The following is a 19,662-nucleotide window of genomic DNA, read 5'->3' on the forward strand; positions in this document are numbered from 1 at the left end:
GATCGTCCCGAAGCAACAGCCTAGTGTCGGGCGGATCAGTTCGATCCGTCCGGTCCTTTCCAGGCCCTCGTCTGCGCGTCGTCGTCGCCGGTGCCACGCTGCTCGTGCGGTGGGTTCCACTGGTTCCCCGGACCCTGGTTTCCGGAGTACTGGCCCTCCGGATTCTGGTTGCCCGGATCGCGAGGCGGCCAGCCCGGAGCCGACCAACCCGCGGGGGCGCCGTAGTCCGGACGCGGCTGCGTCATCCCACCCTGCGGCCTGGCCGGTGCCGGCTGCGAGTAGCCGTTGGCGGGTGCCGGCTGCGGGTACTGCTGCTGCGGCGGAGCCTGCTGCGACTGCTGCTGGGCGAACACCGGCTCGGGCTGCTGGGGCCACGGCTCGCCGCGCTCGACCGCGAGTTCCCGCGGCGTCTTGACCGGCGGCTTGTCGGACGGGGTCCGGTGGCCGAAGTCGTTGAACGCGGTGATGCGCGGGCGCTTCTCGACGCTGTGGAAGATCTTCTCGAGATCCTTGCGGGTGAGCGTCTCGCGTTCGAGCAGCTCGGTGGCCAGGATGTCCAGCACGTCGCGGTATTCGTTGAGGATCGCCCACGCCTCGGTGTGCGCGGCCTCGATGAGGTTGCGGACCTCTTCGTCGATCTCGCGTGCGACCTCATGGGAGTAGTCGGACTGCTGACCCATCGACCGGCCCAGGAACGGGTCTCCGCCCTCCTGGCCGTACCGCACCGCACCCAGCTTGGCGCTCATGCCGTACTCGGTGACCATCGACCGCGCGATCTTCGTCGCCATGTCGATGTCGGAGGACGCACCGGTGGTCGGCTCGTGGAACACGAGTTCCTCGGCCGCGCGGCCACCCATCGCCATGACGAGGCGAGCGATCATCTCGGACCGTGTCATCAGGCCCTTGTCGTCCTCGGGCACCGTCATCGCGTGACCGCCGGTGCGGCCGCGGGCGAGGATGGTGACCTTGTAGACGGGCTCGATGTCGGGCATCGCCCACGCGGCGAGCGTGTGCCCACCCTCGTGGTACGCGGTGATCTTCTTCTCGTGCTCGCTGATGATGCGGCTCTTGCGGCGCGGGCCGCCGACGACACGGTCGACGGATTCCTCGAGCGCAGCCTCCGTGATGACGGTGCCGTTCTCGCGGGCGGTGAGCAGCGCGGCCTCGTTGATGACGTTGGCCAGATCGGCACCCGACATTCCGACGGTGCGCTTGGCCAGGCCTTCGAGGTCGGCGTGCTGGTCGATCGGCTTGCCCTGCGAGTGAACCTTCAGGATGGCGCGACGGCCGGCGAGATCGGGGGCGCCGACGGGGATCTGCCGGTCGAAGCGGCCCGGACGCAGCAACGCCGGGTCCAGGATATCGGGGCGGTTGGTGGCGGCGATGAGGATGACGCCGGTGCGGTCACCGAAACCGTCCATCTCGACCAGCAACTGGTTGAGGGTCTGCTCGCGCTCGTCGTGTCCGCCACCGAGGCCCGCGCCACGCTGGCGTCCGACGGCGTCGATCTCGTCGACGAAGATGATGCAGGGGCTGTTCTGCTTGGCCTGGTCGAACATGTCGCGCACACGGGACGCACCCACACCGACGAACATCTCGACGAAGTCCGAACCGGAGATCGTAAAGAACGGGACACCGGCCTCGCCTGCCACCGCGCGGGCGAGGAGGGTCTTACCGGTTCCGGGCGGCCCGTAGAGCAGCACACCGCGCGGGATCTTCGCTCCCAGCGACTGGTAGCGCATCGGGTTCTGCAGGAAGTCCTTGATCTCGTACAGCTCTTCGACGGCCTCGTCCGCACCCGCGACGTCGGCGAACGTGGTCTTCGGCATGTCCTTGTTGAGCTGCTTGGCCTTCGACTTGCCGAAGCCCATGACGCCGCCGCGACCACCGCCCTGCATGCGGCTCATCACGAAGAAGAAGATGCCGAGCAGGATCACCATCGGCAGGACGAACAACAGGATCGACGTGAGCCAGCTCTCCTGCGTGACCGTGGTGTTGTAGCTCTGCAGGCCCTTGTCGGAGATCTCGTTGAAGATCTGCTCGGACGCCGACGCCGGATACTTCGCGAGGATCTCGGTCTTGCCGTCGGTCGCGTCGTTGCCGTCCTTCAGCCACAGGCGGACCTGCTGCTCCCGGTCGTCGATCTGCGCCTTGTCGACGTTGTTCGCGTCGAGCTGCGCGATCGCCACGGAGGTGTCGACACCCTTGAATCCGCGCGTGTCGTTGCCGAAGTAGCTGAAGGCGTAGATCACCAGCAGGATGCCGGCAACTATCGCCAGGTTTCGAAACACAGTCTTACGGTTCATACAGGTCGGCCGAGATGGCCGGTCCTTTCGAGAGTGCGGGTCTTCCGGGTGCGCCTTCCGGCTGCCAACCGGACAAACCAGGTTACCGCGAAGGCACCCCGGCGACTCCAGGTAGCAGCCAACCGCCGTTGGGAGCGGTCTCTTTCTTTCAACGCATGCGATTGCCCATCGGTTCCCTCGGACTCGATCCGGGTCCGAATGTGCGGGAGTTCACCGCGCGGGCGCGACCCTCGGCCAGCCGCCGCCCACCCGCTCGATGTGAGCGGCCAGGGCCAGGATCCTGGCCTCTCCTCCGGGCGGTGCCGCGATCTGCACGGCCAGCGGTGTGCCCGAGTGTGAGTGCGTGCCGACGGGCACACTCGCCGCGGGCCACCCGACGAGATTCCACAGCGCACTGAACGGGGCGTACCGCACGTTGGCCACGATGTTCGACAGCCACGACCGCTCGCTCCACGTCGTCGCCGCGAGCGGCGGCTGCGCGAGAGCGGGTGTGATCACCACGTCGTAGTTCTCGAAGAATGCGCGCAGCGACTCTTCGAGCCTGCCCACCTGCTCGGGGCGGACGAACCGGCCCAGCGCGCGGCCCACCGCGACGTGCCTGCGGGTCCGCGGCTGCAGTAGCCGCAGATCGAGCCCCTTCGCGTCGGCGGCCGTTCCCGCGGTCCAGCGGGCGAGAACGGGAAGCAGGTTGACCGGGTACGGCAACGTCGCAGGCTCGACGTCATGGCCCGAGCCGGTCAGTTCCCTGCCCGCGCGCACGGCCGCATCCCGCCACTGCGGATCGACCGTGGCCAGGAATGTCGGCGACCCTGCCGCCACCGCGATCCGCAGTGGTTCCGACGCGCCGATCCGCGCGAGTTCGGGCCGGTCGGCGAGGACGGACAGCATGAGAGCGGCGTCGTCGACGGTCGTGGCGATGGGCCCGTTCTCGGCCATCCCGAACCACGAGGTGGCGCCGAGTTCGGACGGCACCACTCCCCTGCCCGGTTTGATACCGAACACTCCGCAGTTCGCGGAGGGGATGCGGATCGACCCCAGACCGTCGGTCCCGTGGGCCAGGGGCACCATCCCCGCGGCCACGGCGGCGGCCGCTCCCCCGGACGAACCCCCGCAGGTCCGCGACGGATTCCACGGATTGCGGGTGATGTGGCCGGGCGCGTCGGTGGTTCCCCACACCGCCAGCTCGGGGAGGGTGGTCAGGCCGACGACCACCGCTCCCGCCGCCCGCAGTCGCGCGACGACCGGGTGATCGGAAACCTTCGGTTCGGCACTGGTCGCACCCGATCCCTCGCGCATCGGCAGTCCGGCCACGGAAATGACGTCCTTGATCGCGACGGGCACTCCTGCCAGCGGAAGCGTGGACAGATCCGGCCGGCGAGAGAGGGCGAGGGCGTCGGCTCGGGCCTGTTCGGCGAGGACCGTGACGAACGCCTGAATCTTCGGTTCACGCTCGTCGATGGCCGCGAGCGCGGCCTCGACATGCTCCATCGGGCTCGAGACGCCCGAGCGAACCTGCTCGGCGACGACGACGGCTGAGGTGAACGGGGAGTCCCCCATCACCCGAGTATATGGTGCAGGGAAGCAGTCGTTTCGAGTATTCGCGCTGGATACAGTAGGTCTGCGGGGTTACCATTCGCTTGTCCCTGGATGGGACTCTTCACACCGCTCCAGACAACCTCGATGTGCCCAGAGAACCCGCCCAGTAGAACCCTCGATGTGCAATGACCAGAGGAAACGGGTCGGGCAGAGACGGATCGGCCGCTGGATCGGACTCTGCCGAACGGACCGTCGGAGTCACGAACTCCGAACACGAGAGCAGCGAAGCGACGGTCGCGGCCGGACCGTCGACGGTGGTTGCTGAGCAAACCATGTCCGCACGGACCATGACCGCCGAGCAGACCGCCGCCGCCGAACACACCGCGGCGGCCGAGCAAACCGCACCCGCCGAGCAAACCGCGGCCGCCGAACAGACCGCGGCCGCCGGTCCGACCGTGACCGCCCGCCAGCCGGACACGCTCATCACCACGCCGCCGGGCAATGCGGCGCTCGACGATGTCGAGGTCGGACAGCAGGTCGACGACTTCGATCTGCTGATGGGCCTGGGCAGCGGCGCGTTCGGCCGCGTGTTCCTGGCACGGCAGCGGTCGATGCAGCGACTCGTCGCGGTGAAGATCTCGCACGACAAGGGGAACGAGCCGCAGACCCTCGCCCAGCTCGACCACAACTACATCGTGCGCGTGTTCGACCAGCGGTTGCTCGAGGACCGCGAACTGCGCCTTCTCTACATGCAGTACCTGCCGGGCGGCACCCTGCTGCGGGTTCTGCGCCGCGTACGCGTCACCCCGGAACAGGACCGGACGGGCAGCCTGCTGCTGGATGTGGTCGACGAGGAGATGCGGGAGAAGGGCGAGATCAGGCCCACCGACTCGAGTGTGCGGGACGAGATCGCATCGCTGACCTGGCCGGAGACGATCGCGTGGCTGGGGCGGCGACTGGCGGACGCCCTCGACTACGCCGGCAAGCGCGGCGTCCTGCACCGCGACATCAAGCCCGCCAACATCCTGCTGACGGCCGAGGGGGTGCCGAAGCTCGCCGATTTCAACATCAGTTTCAGCGACACCGTCACTGGCGCGTCACCGCTCGCCTACTTCGGCGGATCCCTGGCCTACATGTCCCCCGAGCAACTCGAGGCGTGTCACCGCGGTATGCCCGGGACGGCGGCGGACCTCGACACCCGCAGCGACATCTTCGCGCTCGGCGTGATGTTGTGGGAGCTGATGTGCGGGCGGCGTCCGTTCGAGGACGAGGACGTGTCGAGCGAGTCGCTCGTCGCACTCGAAGCGATGCTGGACCGCCGCAGCCGCGACATCGACCCGGAGTTCCTCGACCAGTTGCCCTACGACTGCCCGCCGTCGCTGCGACGGGTACTCCTGACGTGTCTGGCACCGAAGCCGGAGGACCGGTGGTCGTCCGGTGCCGAACTGGCCCAGCAATTCGACCTGTGCCTGAATCCCCGGGCCCGCGACCTCGTCGATCCGCCGCCGAACAGTTGGCGCATGCGGCTGCGCCGCTTCGCGCTCCCGATTCTGGTGATCGGTATCGCGGTGCCGAACGCTCTCGCCGGCGCCTACAACTACCACCACAACAAGATGCTGATCATCAGCAATCTGACGCCGGAGGCCCAGCACTCGTTCGAATCGATCCAATTGGTGATCAATTCGATTGCGTTCCCGCTGGGCGCGATCATGCTGCTCTACTGGTGCCGATATCCGCTGCTCGTTCCGCGTGGTCTGCGCAAGGGGAAAACGTACGACCGCCAGACACTGGCCCGGGCCCGCACCGACACCCTGCTGCTCGGCGACCGCGTCGTGCTGGTGGTGTTCGGGTTGTGGGTCATCGCGGGCATCGCCTATCCGATTTCCCTGCAACTCGCGGCGGGGAACGTTCCGCCGGGCGCGTACGTGCACTTCATCGCATCACTGATCGTGTGCGGTGCCGTGTCGGTGGCGTACCCGTTCTTCGTGGTCGCGTTCTTCGCGGTGCGCTGTATCTACCCGACCCTGCTGCCGCAGGACATCGCCAGCAGCGCCGACGCGCACAAACTGCGGGGCCTCGACCGCCGGAGCACGCTGTATCTCGCGGTGGCCGCTTCGGTTCCGCTGGCCGGTGTGGCCGGGGTGACGTTCCTGTCGCCCGACGAGATCACGCTCGTGATCATCGCGGTCCGCATCCTGTGCGTCGGCGGCATCTTCGCGTTCGTCGGCGTGTACTGGCTGTTCCGGCAACTGGAGCAGGACCTGCGGGCGCTGGAGCTCGCCGTGTCGCACGAACCCGTCCGCTGACGAGCAGCGCGGAGATCAGCCGCCGTAGACGGAAGGCTCGAGGGTCCCGATGTACGGCAGGTCGCGGTACCGCTCGGCGTAGTCGAGGCCGTACCCGACGACGAATTCGTTGGGGATGTCGAAGCCGACGTTCGCGACGTTGACGTCGACCTTGATGGCGTCGGGCTTGCGCAGCAGCGTGACGACCTCGAGGGACGCCGGGTTGCGGCTCGACAGGTTGCGCATCAGCCAGGACAGCGTCAGACCGGAGTCGATGATGTCCTCGACGATCAGCACGTGCCGGCCGGCGATGTCCTTGTCGAGGTCCTTGAGGATGCGCACGACGCCGGAGGACGACGTGGACGACCCGTAGGAGCTGACGGCCATGAACTCCATCTGGGTGGGGATGGGGAGGGCCCGCGCGAAGTCGGTCATGAAGAAGATGGCGCCCTTGAGGACACCCACCAGGAGCAGATCCCCTTCCGGGGCACCCTCCGGGTAGCGCTTGGCGATCTCCTCGGCCAGTTCGACGGTACGTCGACGAATCTCGTCCTCGGAGATCAGTACCGATGCGATGTCGCCTTCGTACACGCGATCAAACCCTTCGTCGGTCGTCCAATCCGACGTTCAGCCTGCCACGTCGTCGGCGGACCACCAACCTCGCGTCCGGTGTTCCGCCCCCGATCGCCACCTGTCCCTGTCCCCGCCACCGTGCGACGAGGTCGTCCACGGCCCGCAGTTGCGTGTCTCCGAGACCGCGCGCACCGGCTGCGAGGAGCCAGCTGCGCAGCACCCGCCTGCGGACGGGTGGCGCCGACAGAACGAGTAGGGCCGCGTCGATTTCGCCGTTCACCACGACTTTCGCCTCGGCGTCGGCGGCCATCGCGTCGAGGACCGCCCCTTCCTCACGCAGGTGTTCCCCGGTGCGGGCGAGGGCCCCGGCGACGCCGCCGCCCAGGACGTCCTCGAGCAGCGGGAGCACCTCGGTGCGCAGCCGCACCCGCACGAAGTCGGGCGAGGCGTTGTGCGGATCCTCGTGCGGGCTGAGTCCCAGTTCCACGCAGGCCTGCCGGGTCACCGCGCGGCGCACGTCCAGCAGCGGTCTACCCCACGGGCTGTCGTACGCGCTCATCCCCCAGATGGATCGACCCCCCGAACCGCGCGACAACCCCAGCAACACCGTTTCGGCCTGGTCGTCGAGGGTGTGTCCCAACAGCACCGGGCGGGTTCCGCGCGCCGCGTCGAGGGCGCGGTAACGGGCCTGCCGGGCCGCCGCCTCGAGCCCGCCCGACCCGGTCACATCGACGGGAAGCACCTCGGCGGACGCGCAGCCGAGCGCTCGGGCACGGGCCGCGGCCTCGTCGGCCACGTCGGCCGATCCCGGCTGCAGCCGATGGTCGACGACGAGGGCGCACACCGAACGCGCCTCCGCGGCGGCCGCCGCGGTCAGCGCCAGTGAGTCGGCACCACCCGACAACCCGACCGCGATCTCGCCGTCCGGGGCGTGCGCCGCGATCCAGCGCCGCACGGCGTGACGAACCTCGAGGATCGCCGGCTCCTCGGGAAGCAGCGTCACCGGCTCAGCCCTTCTCGAATCAGCCCAGTACCCGGGACACCCAGGCGTCCGGCGCGTCGATCTCCGCGAGCCGGGGCAACGTGTCGGGGCCGGTCCACACGACGTTGAACCGGTCCATCCCGACCTTGTCCACGACGGCGTCGACGAACGCCTTGCCGCGCACGTATTGCGCCATCTTGGCGTCCATCCCGAGCAGCGCCCGGATGAGACGCTGCACCGGGTTGCTCTTGCGGCGGCGCCGCTGATCGAACGCGGCCCGGATGGCGGCCACCGACGGCACGACCGCGGGTCCGACGGCGTCCATCACGTGGTCCGCATGTCCCTCGAGGAGGGTGCCGAGCACCAGCAGACGGTCGAGTGCCTCGCGTTGCGGCTCCGCCTGGGTGGCGCGCAGCAGTCCGACGATGCCGCCCGGTGCGCCCGACTCGTCCGGCTCTGGGCGCCCGCGGTCGCGCAGCGCGGAGGACAACCGGCCGACCATGTCGGTGACGGACTCGTCCTCGGCGGATCCGAGGGTCTCCACCGACTCCTGCATGTAGCCGGTGAGCCACGGTGACGACGAGAACTGCACCCGGTGCGTCACCTCGTGGAGGCACACCCAGAGCCGGAAGTCGCTGGGCCGCACCCGCAACGTGCGCTCGACGGACACCACGTTGGGCGCCACCAGCAGCAGGGTTCCGTTGTCGCCGGTGAACGGGTCGTACTGGCCGAGGATCGCCGAAGACAGGTACGCGAGCATCGCCCCGGCCTGAAGGCCCGCCGGCTTGCCGAGCAGCATGCCGGGAGCGGCGTCGCCGCCCGTGAGTTGCGACATCGAATGCGCGGCGGCGTGGATCCACCCGGCCCGGTCGAGGATCTGGGCGGTCGGCACCGGAAGTCCGTCGGCGAGGCCGGTGACTTCCCGGACGGGCAGTTCCGCGCGCATCGACGCGTCGGCCAGTTCCGCGACCACGGTTTCGGCCGTGTACCGCGACGTCACCGGTCCGCTGCGCGCGAGCTTCACCCCCGTCCTGGCTGCGAGCTTCCAGTCGACGGCACCACTGAAGGCGTTTCCTTCGGCGGCCATCACTGGCACCCGCACGTGCGGAGCGCAGCGGCAAGTGCGTCGAGTGCGGGACGGCTGACCTCCGGCGGGCGGTCGTTGGACATCAGCGCGAACGTGAGCACCCGCCCGTTCTGGTCCACCACGTAGCCGGCGAGCGCGCTGGCCGTGGACAGGGTGCCGGTCTTCGCCCGCACCCACCCGGCGCCCGTGCGGTTCCCCGACGCGTAGCGGTCGGACAGGCTGCCCGTGGCGCCGGCCACCGGCAGGTAGTCGAGCATCGGCCGCAGGGCGGGATTGCCGTCGCCCGCGGCCGCCGTGAGGACCTGGTCGAGTGTGTGCGGCGCGATGCGGTCGTCGACGGACAACCCGCTCGCGTCGTGCAGGGTGAATCCCGACAGATCGAATCCGGCCGCGGTCAGCGTCTGGCCGATGGTCGCGACGGCGCCCTTGAACGATGCTTCCGCACCGGCATTCATGGCAACCTCCCGCCCGATCGCTTCGGCAAGCACATTGTCCGAGTGTTCCATCATCTGCCGCAACCGGTCGCGCAGCGGCGCGGACTGCACACTCGCCACGGTAGCCGCACCGGGCGCCGCGACCCCCGACGTGACCGCCGACGGGGCGACGCCGAGCGCACCGGCGAGCGTCCGTCCGGCGTCGAGCGCGGGTGTCGAACTGCGCGGCGACTCGTCCACGAGCGGGTCGGCCCGTCCGCCGTCGATCATGATCGGTTCGGTGGGGGTGATGAATCCGGCGCCGACGTCCGTCGGGAACCATCCCTGCGCCATGGTGTCGCCCGAGTAGATGCTGGTGTCGACCACGATGCTCGTCACCTGGATGCCCGCGTTCCGGACCTGATCGACCAGTTGCGAGATGTGCGCCGCACCCGGGTAGTAGCCGTTCTCCCCGACCGGCTTCGCGGTGAGAGTGGGATCACCACCGGCGACGAGGACGATCTCGCCGGGAGTCGCGCCCTGCACCACCTTCGTCGTCACCCGACGGTCGGACGGCAGCGCCAGCAGCGCGGATCCCGCGGTGAGGACCTTGGTGGTCGACGCCGGGGTCATCGGGGTCTGCGGGTTGACGCTCCACAGGACCTGACCGGTGACCGCGTCGGCGACCGTTCCGCTGAACTTGCCGAGGTCGGGGTTCGCGGCGGCCGGACCGACCGCGGCGGCGATCCCCTGCGCCGTCGGCATCGGCGCGTCGTCCGGCACCGGCGTGACCTGCGGGGCCGCCGTGATCGGTGCCGGTTCGGGCGCGATCGTCAGTTCACCGCGGCCCGCCGACGCGTTGTGCGCGGTCACCGCGACCACCAGAACAGCCGCCATCGCGAGCACCACGACGACGACCGACGCGAACAGAATTCGCATGTTCCGACGGTGGCGTCCCGCCAACGAGCCCATCTTCTTCTTTCCCTGGCCCGGCAACGCGCCTCCGTCTTCACTGTGATTCGTGGGTGGTCAGACAACCAACCTTATCCTCGACCCGATATCCTCTCCCCGAATCATCATCGACACGACAGCGAGGAATCGGCGTGGAGTTCGACGTCACCATCGAGATCCCCAAGGGTCAGCGAAACAAGTACGAGGTCGACCACGTGACCGGTCGCGTGAAGCTGGACCGCTACCTCTACACCGCGTTCGGCTACCCGGCCGACTACGGCTTCATCGAGAACACCCTCGGCGAGGACGGCGATCCGCTGGACGCGCTGGTCCTGCTCCCCGAGTCCGTGTTTCCCGGCGTCATCGTCGAGGCACGTCCCGTCGGCATGTTCAAGATGGTCGACGAGGCCGGCGGCGACGACAAGGTGCTGTGTGTGCCGGCCGGCGACCCGCGGTGGGACCACATCCAGGACATCGGCGACGTCCCGCAGTTCGAGCTGGACGCCATCAAGCACTTCTTCGTCCACTACAAGGACCTCGAGCCGGGCAAGCACGTCGAGGCAGCCGACTGGGTCGGGCTCGCCGAGGCGAAGGCCGAGGTCGAGGCTTCGCTCAAGCGTCTGAAGGACAACGGCGGGCACTGAGCCGGCGGCGAATCGTCTGGCACTGAGCCGGCGGCGAATCGTCTGGCACTGAACCTCTCGACGTTCACGGTAGCGGCGTCCATCCCCCGCGGGGGTGGGCGCCGTTGTCGTCTCTCACTCCTCCGTTTCTCCCCGCGCTGCGGCCTGGAGTCCGGACTCGCTGCGGAGCGGTACTTCCTTCCACAGCACGGTGAGGACGAAGGCGACGACGGCGAGCATCGACACGCTGAGGAAGACGGATCCGATGGCGTCCGCGAATCCTTCCCGGAAGGGCAGGGCCAGCACGTCGTCGAGTTTCCCGATCACCGAACTGTCCGTGAGGACTCCGCTGACGCCGGCGTGGTCGGGGGTGAGCATTCCCTGGCCCATGGCGGCCTCCGCGGGGTCGTTGCTCTGGGCGGCCGCCACGACGGCTCGACGGAAGTCGGATGTGCCTGCGGCGGCCGTCACCCGCTCGCCGATGGCCGGGGTGAGGCGGGAGAAGAGGATCGACAGGAAGATCGCGACGCCGGCGGTGCCGCCGATCTGCCGGAAGAACGTGGCCGCTCCGGTCGACACCCCCATGTCCTGTGGGGGCAGCGCGTTCTGAATGGCGAGGGTGAGGGGCTGCATCAGGTTTCCGAGACCGAGTCCGAGGATCAGCATGAACACCATGACGACGGGCATCGGGGTGTCGGCGGCCAGCGTGTGCAGCAGGAACGCGCCGACCGCGATCAGGGCGGTGCCCAGGATCGGGAAGTACCGGTACCGTCCGGTCCGCGAGATCATCTGACCGCTGACCACCGAGCCGGCCATGAGTCCGAGGACCATCGGCAGGATCTGGAACCCGGCGAGGGTGGGGCTCGAGCCCTTCACCACCTGCAGGTACTGGGGTAGCAGGGTGATGCCGCCGAACATGACGGCGCCCACGACGAGGCTGATCACGACGCCGAGCGCGAAGGTGCTGTTGCGGAAGAAGCGCATCGGGATGAGTGCGTCATCCTTCATCGCCAGTTCCACCGCCACGAAGGCGAGCACGCCGATGACGCCGATCACGTAACACGCCAACGACTTCGAACTTCCCCATCCCCAGCTGTGCCCCTGTTCGGCGACGACGAGCAACGGCACCACGCCGACCGCGAGGGCGATCGCACCCCACCAGTCGATCCGCCGGCTTCCGCTCGGTCGTCGCGGCAGGTGCAGCACCCGGGACACGACCGTGAGCGCGACGAGTCCCACCGGCACGTTGACGAGGAAAACCCAACGCCAGCCGTCGATTCCGAGGAGCTCGTCCTGTCCGGCGAACACTCCGCCGAGGACCGGCCCGAGGACGCTGGACGTGCCGAACACGGCCAGGAAGTAGCCCTGGTACTTGGCCCGTTCACGCGGGGAGACGATGTCGCCGATGATGGTGAGCGCCAACGAGAACAGACCGCCGGCGCCGAGTCCCTGGACCGCACGGAAGGCCGCGAGCATGTACATCGACGTCGAGAACGTGCACAGGACCGAGCCGATCACGAACACCGTGATCGCGAACATGAAGAACGGCTTGCGGCCGTAGATGTCGGACAGTTTGCCGTAGAGCGGCGTCGCCAGGGTGGCGGTGACGAGGTATGCGGTGGTTGCCCACGCCTGCAGCGAGTATCCGTCGAGGTCGTCGGCGATGGTGCGGATCGCCGTCGCCACGATCGTCTGGTCGAGCGCGGCGAGGAACATGCCGAGCATCAACCCGCTGAGTACAGCCAGGATCTGCCGGTGGGTATAAGCCACCGGCGTTTCGACCGAATTCGACACTGTTTCCTCGCTGCGCTGTCGTTTACTTGTAGTCGGCAAGTATGCGAGCGCAGCGAGGTTTCGGGCAACTGATGGACTGAGCTTTACCTGCGGATAAGGCTCTGCGACCGGCTATTCGCCCGTGAATTCAGGGGCGCGCTTCTCGAAGACGGCAGTGATCGCCTCGGTCAGGTCCTGCGACGGCAGGAACGCGGCGTTCCATGCGGCGACGTAGCGCAGGCTGTCGTCGACGGCGGCCGCGCGGGAGTGGTCGAGGACGTCCTTGATGCCATGGACGACGAGCGGCGGGTTCGCCGCGATCTCGGCCGCGGTGTCGTGCGCGGCGACGAGGACGGCGTCGGCGTCCGCGAAGACGCCATTGACGAGACCGATCTTCTCGGCGCGCCCGGAGTCGATGTCCTTGCCGGTGAGCGCGAGTTCCCGCAGATGACCGTCGCCGATGATGGCGGGCAGTCTGGCGAAGCTGCCCATGTCGGCGACGATCGCGACCTTGACCTCACGGATGCTGAACTTCGCGTCGGTGCTGGCGTACCGGATGTCGCACGCGGAGATCAGGTCGACGCCACCGCCGATGCACCAGCCCTGGATGGCCGCGACCACCGGTTTGCGGCAGTCGGCGACCGCGTTGATGCCGGACTGCATCCGCTTGATCATGTCGTGGAACGCGGTACGCGGGCCGGCCTGCGCCTTGTCGGCGAGGACGGAACCGAAGCTGCCGCTCATGGCGGGCAGGTCGAGACCGAAGGAGAAGTTCTTGCCGGAGCCGGCGATCACCACGGCCCGCACGTCCGGATCGGTGTCGAGTTCACCGAAGATCTCGGGGAGCTCGCTCCAGAAATCCGGGCCCATCGCGTTGCCCTTTCCGGGTCCGATGAGCGTCACCTGCGCGACGTGATCCTTGCGCTCGACGGTGAACGCATTCCAGGTCTTCTGTTCGGTCATTACTCAAGAGTAACCACCGCTCTTCGACGTCACGCGAAATACCCTGGAGGTCTCTGCACCGTCTTGTGAACGGACGGCCGCCATGACGCACCGGACGATCCCGGCCGGCGACGCCGTAGTCGTCGGCGCCGGAATGGGGGGACTGCTTGCCGCGGCGGCTCTCGCCGGAACGTTCCGGAGCGTCGTCGTCCTCGACCGCGACATCCTGCCCGACACGGCGACCGCGCGCAGGTGCGTGCCGCAGGCCCGGCACGTGCACGCCCTTCTCGCCGGCGGGCAGGCCGCGATGGAGGACCTCCTCCCGGGGTTCGCGTCCGAGCTCCTGGCCCTCGGCGCCACCGCGGGCGACGCGCTGGGCGACATCCGGTGGATCGTCGACGGACACCGGATGGCCCGCGAGATCAGTGGGGTCCCCGGCATTCTCGCGAGCAGAACGCTCGTCGAGTGGCAGATGCGCAGGCGGGTCGAGGCGCTGCCGAATGTGCGAATACTGGACCGTTCCGACGTCACGGGTCTCACCGTCGACGGCGGGCGGGTGACCGGCGTGACCGTGCAGCACCGCGGCGGCGTCCCACCGGAGGTCGTCGGGACCGATCTCGTCGTGGACTCGTCCGGCCGCAGTTCGCAGACTGTCGCCCGGCTCGGCGAGCTGGGTTTCGCGCCGCCGGCCGAGTCGCAGCTGGCCGTGGACGTCAGCTACGCGACGAGGCACTTCCGGCTCGACCCGCCGCATCTGGACGGGGATTCCGGCATCGGGATGGCGCCGGGACCGTCCAGTCCGCGCAGCGGATTCATGGGCGTGCAGGAGAACGGCACCTGGATCGTCACTCTCGGCGGGTACGGGGACGATGTGCCGCCGCTGGATCCGGACGGCTTCCTCGACTTCGTGAAGTCGTTCCCCGCCCCGGACATGTACGAGGCACTGCGCACGGCCGAGCCGGTGGACGACGGGGTGCGTTACCGGATCCCGACGACCGTCCGGCGGCACTATTCCGCGGACGATCTGCCGTCGAATTATCTGCCGTTCGCGGACGCCATCTGCTCGTTCAACCCGATCTACGGCCAGGGCATGAGCGTCGCCGCGGTGGAGGCGACGATCCTGCGGGACTGCCTGCGGTCGGGGCGCGCGCATCTCGCTCACCGGTTCCTCCGCGGGGCGAACCGGTGTATCGATGCCGCGTGGACGCTCACCGTCGACAACGACCTCCGGATCCCGGCCGTGCCCGGTCGGCGGTCGGCGCGGGTGCGGTTGGTCAATGCGTACACGTCCCGGCTCGATCGGGCGGCGTCCGTCGACCCGGCCGTGGGGTCCGCGTTCCTCCGGGTGACGCATCTTCTCGACCGTCCGGGGACGCTGCTCCGGCCGGCGACGGTGTTGCGGGTTCTGCTTGCGTCCCGCTGACGGACGACCGCGAGATTACCTGTATGTTGACGTCACAGATACCTGGAGGATCTGCGCCGCCACGAGAGGAAATCCGTGCTCGACATCGCCTGGAACCCGACGCTGAACACGCTGACCCGCAACGCCTGGCGACTGTCCTTCGGCGGCGGAATCGCACCGGTCCAGCGAACCCCGTCGACGCGCATCCACGAGGCGCCCCATCAGGACCTGTACCGGTTCGACAGCACCGAGACCGACGGCGGCCGACCCGTTCTCCTCGTGCCCCCGCTCGCGGCGCCCGCACACTGCTTCGACCTCCGGCCGGGCCAGAGCCTGGCCGCGCACCTCGTCGGTTCGGGCAAGGCGGCGTATCTCGTCGACTACGGCACGATGGGTTACTCCGACCGCGGCCTGGGGTTCGAGGACTGGATCGACGACTTCATCCCGGCGGCGGTCGACCGCGTGTCCCGACTCCACGACGGTGCACCCGTCGACCTGATCGGCTGGAGCCTCGGGGGAACGATGTCGCTGCTCACGGCCGCGGGCCGGAACTATCTGCCGATCGGTTCGGTGACGGCGATCGGCACGCCGATCGACTACGAGTCGGTGACCATGATCGCGCCGCTGCGGATGGTCGGCCGGTTCACCGGCGACCGCCCCCTCACCACCGCGACGCGGGCGATGGGCGGACTGCCCGCGCCGCTGGTCCAGGCGAGCTACCGTTTCACGGCACTTCAGCGCGAGCTCACCAAGCCGTGGTTCATCGCCAGGAACCTGCACGACACCGAGACCCTGGCACGCATGGAGTCCATCGACCGGTTCATGGCCGACATGCCGGGTTATCCCGCGCGGTTCTTCCGCCAGGTCTGCACCGAGCTGATCCTCGGGAACGCGCTCGCCGCGGGGAGTTTCCAGACCCGGAACGGCGCGATCGCGCTGGCCGATCTCGCGGTGCCGGTTCTCGCGATCGGTGGCACCGAGGACGTCATCGCGCCGATCCCTTCGGTCCGGGCGGCGACGGACGTGCTCACCGGTTCTCCGTCGGTGCGGTTCGAGTCCGCGCCGGGCAGCCACCTCGGGCTCGTCGCGGGCCCGAAGGCCAAGGACTCCACGTGGGCCCACATCGACGGCTTCCTCGACGGGGTCGTCGCGCAGACCGCCTGAGATCAGGTCAGTCCGGCCCTGGCGACGGCGCCCGCGAACAGCGCGGTGACCGCGGCGCCCATCGTCGACTGATCCACTTCCTCGGGGTCGACGGAGTGTTCGAGCACGAGGCCGGAGATGAGGGCCATCAGCGAGATGGCCGTGGTGCGGACGTCGAACGTGTCGTCGACCCCCCACTCCCGCGCGCGCTCGCCGATCAATTCGACGAGCCTTCCCCGCAATTGCCGCCGCTCCCGCAGGTAGGCCTGGGCGATCTGCGGGTCGCGTGCGGCGAGCACACCGAATTCGAGCACCAGCAGTGACCAGCCCGGTTCGCGCACCATCCACGACGCGACGGCCTCGCCCCCTTTGCCCGCGGCGTCCGAGGGGTTCATGCCGGCGATCTCGGCGAGGACCCGTCCCGCCAGTTCGAGTGAGCGCGCCGCGAAGAGTTCGGCGAACAGGTCCTGCTTCGACTCGAAGTTCGAATAGACCGCCCCCTTGGTGAACCCCGCCCGGCGGGCCACCTCGGCGAGCCGGGCCGCGCTGAAGCCCCGTTCCGCGAATTCCTCCGCCGCCGCGTCGAGGAGGCGCTGACGCACGACATCACGACCGGGACGCGTCGTGGGCGCCCATTCGGTGTGACGACTGTCCCGTTGACGATCTTCAGTCACGATACCTAGGGTATTCAATACCCACGGTATTGACAAGGATCGAGGACGTCCGATGACCATGACCGACAGCGAATCCCCCACCCCGGCTCCCGTGCACCACGACAGTCCGGTGTCGAAGTACGGCGCGCCCAAGGTGATGGTCGCGCTGGTCTTCGGCGTTCTGCTCCTCCAACTCGGCTTCATCCTCAGCTACGTGGCCGCGTTCCATCAGCCCACGCCCCGCGACATCGAGATCGGTGTCGTCGCAGCGGAGGGACTGCCCGCAGGCACGGACGAGCAGGTCGCCGACCGGCTCGACGCGATCGACGGCAGGCCGCTGCGCGCCCGTGTCGTCTCGGACACCGCGGAAGCCCGGCGGCTCCTCCACGACCGCGAGATCCAGGGCGCGTTCGTCATGAATCCCGTCGGCCCCGACACCCTGATCACCGCGAGCGCAGGCGGCAGCTCCATCTCCAGCGCGCTCGAATCGGTCTTCACCCAGGTGGAGAACAGTCAGGGTCGCCAGTTCACGCTCCGCGACGAAATTCCGGTCGGCGTGCACGACAACCGCGGACTCTCCGGCTTCTATCTGGCGGTCGGCTGGGTGGTCGGCGGCTACCTGCTCGCGGCGGCGATCGGCCTGTTCATCGGCGCCCCGCGAACCCTGCGTCAGGCGTCCGCTCACACGGCTGTCCTGTTCGGGTACGCCGTGCTGTCCGGCGCCCTCGGCGCCCTGATCACCACTCACGTGCTCGGCACGTTCGCAGGACACTGGTTCCCGCTGTGGCTACTCGGAACAGGCGTCGTCTTCGGCACCGCCGTGTTCACGCTGGGGTTGCGCGCCTCGGTCGGCATCCTCGCCGTCCCCCTCGCGATCGCCGTCTTCGTCATTCTGGGCAATCCCAGCGCCGGCGGGGCGTTCGGTTCGAACGTCATCCCCGCCTTCTACGCGGCCATCGGACGCTGGATCACCCCGGGCGCCGGCACCGAGGGAATTCGCAGCATCGTGTACTTCGACGACGTGGGGCTGGGACAGCCCGCGCTCGCCCTCGCGCTCTACTCGGCGGTCGGGCTCGGACTGCTGTTCGGGTTCACCGCCCGGCGCCTCCGGAAGCCGGAATCGACTACGCCCCGTTCCGATGTCGTGTCGGACGACGCTTCTTGATGTCGTACCGGGGGAATGGACCTACTCTTGGTTCATGCCGACGCCCCTGCACCCCCACGCCGCGCATGTCGCCGAGACTCTGATCGCGCGAGGGCACCATGGGGTGATCGTGACCCAGCCCGACTCCACCCACTCCGCGGCCGAGGCGGCGGAGTCTCTGGGGGTCGATATCGGGGCCATCACCAAGTCGCTGGTGTTCCTCCTGGACGACGACCCGATCCTGCTCCTCGTGTCGGGGGCACACGAGGTGGATCTGACGAACACGGGCAAACGACTGCAGGGAAATCTGACCCGGGCGCCCCTCGACATGGTTCGGATCGCCACCGGCCAGCCGATCGGGGGTATCGCGCCGCTCGGACATCCCACGAACCTTCCGACGTACGTCGACAACGCCCTGTCGGAGTACGCGGAACTGTGGGCGGCCGCCGGGCACCCGGACACGGTCTTCCGCACGTCGTTCTCGGAGTTGGTGCGGATCACCGCGGGTCTGGCGATCGACGTCGACTGAATCCCAGGCTGTTCACGCCCCTATAGTTGACGTCAGATCTCGTGAACGAGAATGACACAGTGCCCGCACGGGCCGACCCGGAGAATGATTTGTCCGACAGAGCCGAGAACGCCGAAACCGTCGATGGTTCGGACCTCCCCCGCGACCATCGACTCGCCCCCGGAATCTGCGCCGAGGATTACCGCGCAGCACTGCGTCGACACCCGGCGGGCGTCACCATCGTGACCCTCGATTCGGGGTCCGGCCCGGTCGGCTTCACGGCGTCCTCGTTCTCCTCGGTCTCACTGGACCCGCCGTTGGTGTCGTTCAACATCGCGAACACCTCCTCCAGCATCGATGCACTTCATTCCGCGGATTCGCTGGTGATCCACCTGCTCGGGGAACACCAGCAGCACCTGGCTCAGCGCTTCTCCCGAAGCGCCGACCAGCGGTTCGCCGACGAGTCGCTCTGGGCGCGACTCGACACCGGCGAACCGGTCCTCCACGGAACTCCCAGCTGGTTGCGGGTCATCGTGGACCAGCTGATTCCCGTCGGCGATCACACGCTCGTCATCGGCCTCGTCACCCGCGTCCATGCCGAGGCAGACGACGATTCCGCCTCGGCTCCCCTGCTGTACCACGAGGGCCGGTACTACCGGCCCACTCCGCTCGGTTCAGCGAACAACGGCAACTGATCTGGTCAGGATGCCAGTACCCGCTCGCGGAGGGGGAGGTCGAAACGACGCAGTGCTTCGTCGACGGCGGCGGCGGCGGTGACGAGACCTCGCTCCTCCAGCCACGGGAGGGTGCCGTCGACGAGCTGCTCCAGAACCCTGGGCAGCGACAGCGGCAGCACGGTCACACCGTCGGCGACGCCGGCCGCCTGGATGTCGGCGATGAGCCCGGCGAGGCCGACCGGAGTTCCGATGTACTGCAACGACACCGGAGCACGCGGTGCATCCAGTGCGCTGTCGAGGAGGGCCAGCTCCTTGCGCGCGGCGCGGGCCTCTCCGGCGATGAGGACCTCGAGGTCCACCAGGACGGTGACGCTGTCGGGGTCGCGACCGTCGGCGACGAGTTCGGCGCGGATCCGCGCGCGTTCCTGCTGCGCCTCACGCAGATCGGACGCCCGGATCCGGACGACGTTCGGCGGGAACGACGTGAGGTCGAGCTGATCCGTCGAGTCGGCGGTCAGGTCCACCCAGTAGTCCGCGCCGTTGATCGGCCGCGTGCCCGGGGCACCCTCGGCCGCCGGGTGATGGCCGGAGCCGGTCAGTTCGACGGCGACGCGAAGGGGACGGGATACGAAGGCATTGTCTCGAGACATAGGGGTTCCTCGGG

17 protein-coding genes are annotated in these 19,662 nt (G+C 68.6%); 7 read left to right on the plus strand and 10 right to left on the minus strand.

All coding sequences use genetic code 11. From position 1 onward, the window contains the following. Positions 1 to 35: 35 nt before the first annotated feature. Together ftsH and G9373_RS10765 are read right to left on the minus strand one after the other, a co-directional pair. Positions 36 to 2,306 (minus strand): ATP-dependent zinc metalloprotease FtsH, encoded by a 2,271-nt coding sequence (gene ftsH / locus G9373_RS10760; protein WP_005574768.1) that lies wholly within the window; start codon positions 2,304 to 2,306, stop codon positions 36 to 38. Positions 2,307 to 2,516: 210 nt separating this feature from the next. Beyond that, positions 2,517 to 3,863: an amidase family protein gene (locus G9373_RS10765; protein WP_005574765.1), complete on the minus strand. Its 1,347-nt coding sequence runs from the start codon at positions 3,861 to 3,863 to the stop codon at positions 2,517 to 2,519. 164 nt (positions 3,864 to 4,027) lie between these two features. On the opposite strand from G9373_RS10765, the gene G9373_RS10770 reads away from it, so the two are divergent. Continuing rightward, positions 4,028 to 6,148 (plus strand): serine/threonine-protein kinase, encoded by a 2,121-nt coding sequence (locus tag G9373_RS10770; RefSeq protein WP_005574764.1) that lies wholly within the window; start codon positions 4,028 to 4,030, stop codon positions 6,146 to 6,148. A gap of 15 nt (positions 6,149 to 6,163) precedes the next feature. Here G9373_RS10770 and hpt read toward each other — a convergent pair whose 3' ends face one another. The 4 genes from hpt to dacB are packed head-to-tail and all read right to left on the minus strand — an operon-like array spanning position 6,164 to position 10,154. Further along, the gene (hpt, locus tag G9373_RS10775; RefSeq protein WP_005244976.1) at positions 6,164 to 6,718 is read right to left on the minus strand and encodes a hypoxanthine phosphoribosyltransferase; all 555 of its coding nucleotides are present in this window, start codon (positions 6,716 to 6,718) and stop codon (positions 6,164 to 6,166) included. Positions 6,719 to 6,722: 4 nt separating this feature from the next. Then, the gene (gene tilS, locus G9373_RS10780; protein ID WP_120659837.1) at positions 6,723 to 7,703 is read right to left on the minus strand and encodes a tRNA lysidine(34) synthetase TilS; all 981 of its coding nucleotides are present in this window, start codon (positions 7,701 to 7,703) and stop codon (positions 6,723 to 6,725) included. A gap of 19 nt (positions 7,704 to 7,722) precedes the next feature. Beyond that, a complete protein-coding gene (locus G9373_RS10785) occupies positions 7,723 to 8,769 on the minus strand; it encodes a zinc-dependent metalloprotease (protein ID WP_005560664.1) in 1,047 nt (348 codons plus the stop codon). Continuing rightward, positions 8,769 to 10,154 (minus strand): D-alanyl-D-alanine carboxypeptidase/D-alanyl-D-alanine-endopeptidase, encoded by a 1,386-nt coding sequence (gene dacB, locus G9373_RS10790; protein WP_120659838.1) that lies wholly within the window; start codon positions 10,152 to 10,154, stop codon positions 8,769 to 8,771. Before dacB ends, G9373_RS10785 begins: the two co-directional genes overlap by 1 nt. Before the next feature lie 131 nt (positions 10,155 to 10,285). On the opposite strand from dacB, the gene G9373_RS10795 reads away from it, so the two are divergent. Further along, positions 10,286 to 10,777 (plus strand): inorganic diphosphatase, encoded by a 492-nt coding sequence (locus G9373_RS10795; RefSeq protein WP_005244982.1) that lies wholly within the window; start codon positions 10,286 to 10,288, stop codon positions 10,775 to 10,777. A 114-nt stretch (positions 10,778 to 10,891) separates the two neighbouring features. Here G9373_RS10795 and G9373_RS10800 read toward each other — a convergent pair whose 3' ends face one another. Both G9373_RS10800 and G9373_RS10805 read right to left on the minus strand, forming a co-directional pair. Further along, positions 10,892 to 12,589, minus strand: a complete 1,698-nt coding sequence (locus tag G9373_RS10800; RefSeq protein ID WP_167115096.1) for an MDR family MFS transporter — start codon at positions 12,587 to 12,589, stop codon at positions 10,892 to 10,894. Between the two features lie 72 nt (positions 12,590 to 12,661). Then, a complete protein-coding gene (locus tag G9373_RS10805) occupies positions 12,662 to 13,492 on the minus strand; it encodes a crotonase/enoyl-CoA hydratase family protein (RefSeq protein WP_005262125.1) in 831 nt (276 codons plus the stop codon). Positions 13,493 to 13,574: 82 nt separating this feature from the next. On the opposite strand from G9373_RS10805, the gene G9373_RS10810 reads away from it, so the two are divergent. Both G9373_RS10810 and G9373_RS10815 read left to right on the plus strand, forming a co-directional pair. Beyond that, positions 13,575 to 14,894 (plus strand): monooxygenase, encoded by a 1,320-nt coding sequence (locus tag G9373_RS10810; protein WP_167115099.1) that lies wholly within the window; start codon positions 13,575 to 13,577, stop codon positions 14,892 to 14,894. A gap of 75 nt (positions 14,895 to 14,969) precedes the next feature. Next, positions 14,970 to 16,037 carry an alpha/beta fold hydrolase gene (locus tag G9373_RS10815; RefSeq protein WP_005570976.1) on the plus strand — a complete coding sequence of 356 codons (1,068 nt, stop codon included), beginning with the start codon at positions 14,970 to 14,972 and terminating at the stop codon, positions 16,035 to 16,037. A 2-nt stretch (positions 16,038 to 16,039) separates the two neighbouring features. Here the strand turns inward: G9373_RS10815 and G9373_RS10820 are convergent, their stop codons facing one another. Continuing rightward, a complete protein-coding gene (locus tag G9373_RS10820) occupies positions 16,040 to 16,618 on the minus strand; it encodes a TetR/AcrR family transcriptional regulator (RefSeq protein WP_005570975.1) in 579 nt (192 codons plus the stop codon). Between the two features lie 124 nt (positions 16,619 to 16,742). Here G9373_RS10820 and G9373_RS10825 point away from each other — a divergent pair, with 124 nt between their 5' ends. The 3 genes from G9373_RS10825 to G9373_RS10835 all read left to right on the plus strand — a co-directional run bounded on the left by G9373_RS10825 (position 16,743) and on the right by G9373_RS10835 (position 19,016). Next, positions 16,743 to 17,834 (plus strand): hypothetical protein, encoded by a 1,092-nt coding sequence (locus tag G9373_RS10825; protein WP_054248643.1) that lies wholly within the window; start codon positions 16,743 to 16,745, stop codon positions 17,832 to 17,834. Between the two features lie 34 nt (positions 17,835 to 17,868). After that, positions 17,869 to 18,342 carry a YbaK/EbsC family protein gene (locus G9373_RS10830; RefSeq protein ID WP_005570973.1) on the plus strand — a complete coding sequence of 158 codons (474 nt, stop codon included), beginning with the start codon at positions 17,869 to 17,871 and terminating at the stop codon, positions 18,340 to 18,342. Between the two features lie 164 nt (positions 18,343 to 18,506). Next, complete coding sequence (locus G9373_RS10835) at positions 18,507 to 19,016, plus strand: flavin reductase family protein (RefSeq protein ID WP_337460066.1); 510 nt, start codon at positions 18,507 to 18,509, stop codon at positions 19,014 to 19,016. Positions 19,017 to 19,021: 5 nt separating this feature from the next. On the opposite strand, the gene G9373_RS10840 is transcribed toward G9373_RS10835, so the two are convergent. Next, positions 19,022 to 19,648: a hypothetical protein gene (locus G9373_RS10840; RefSeq protein ID WP_065488905.1), complete on the minus strand. Its 627-nt coding sequence runs from the start codon at positions 19,646 to 19,648 to the stop codon at positions 19,022 to 19,024. Between the last annotated feature and the right edge of the window lie 14 nt (positions 19,649 to 19,662).

Origin of the sequence: Rhodococcus sp. A14, from assembly GCF_011603105.1 — a bacterium.
Classification (GTDB): Bacteria; Actinomycetota; Actinomycetes; order Mycobacteriales; family Mycobacteriaceae; genus Rhodococcus_F; species Rhodococcus_F opacus.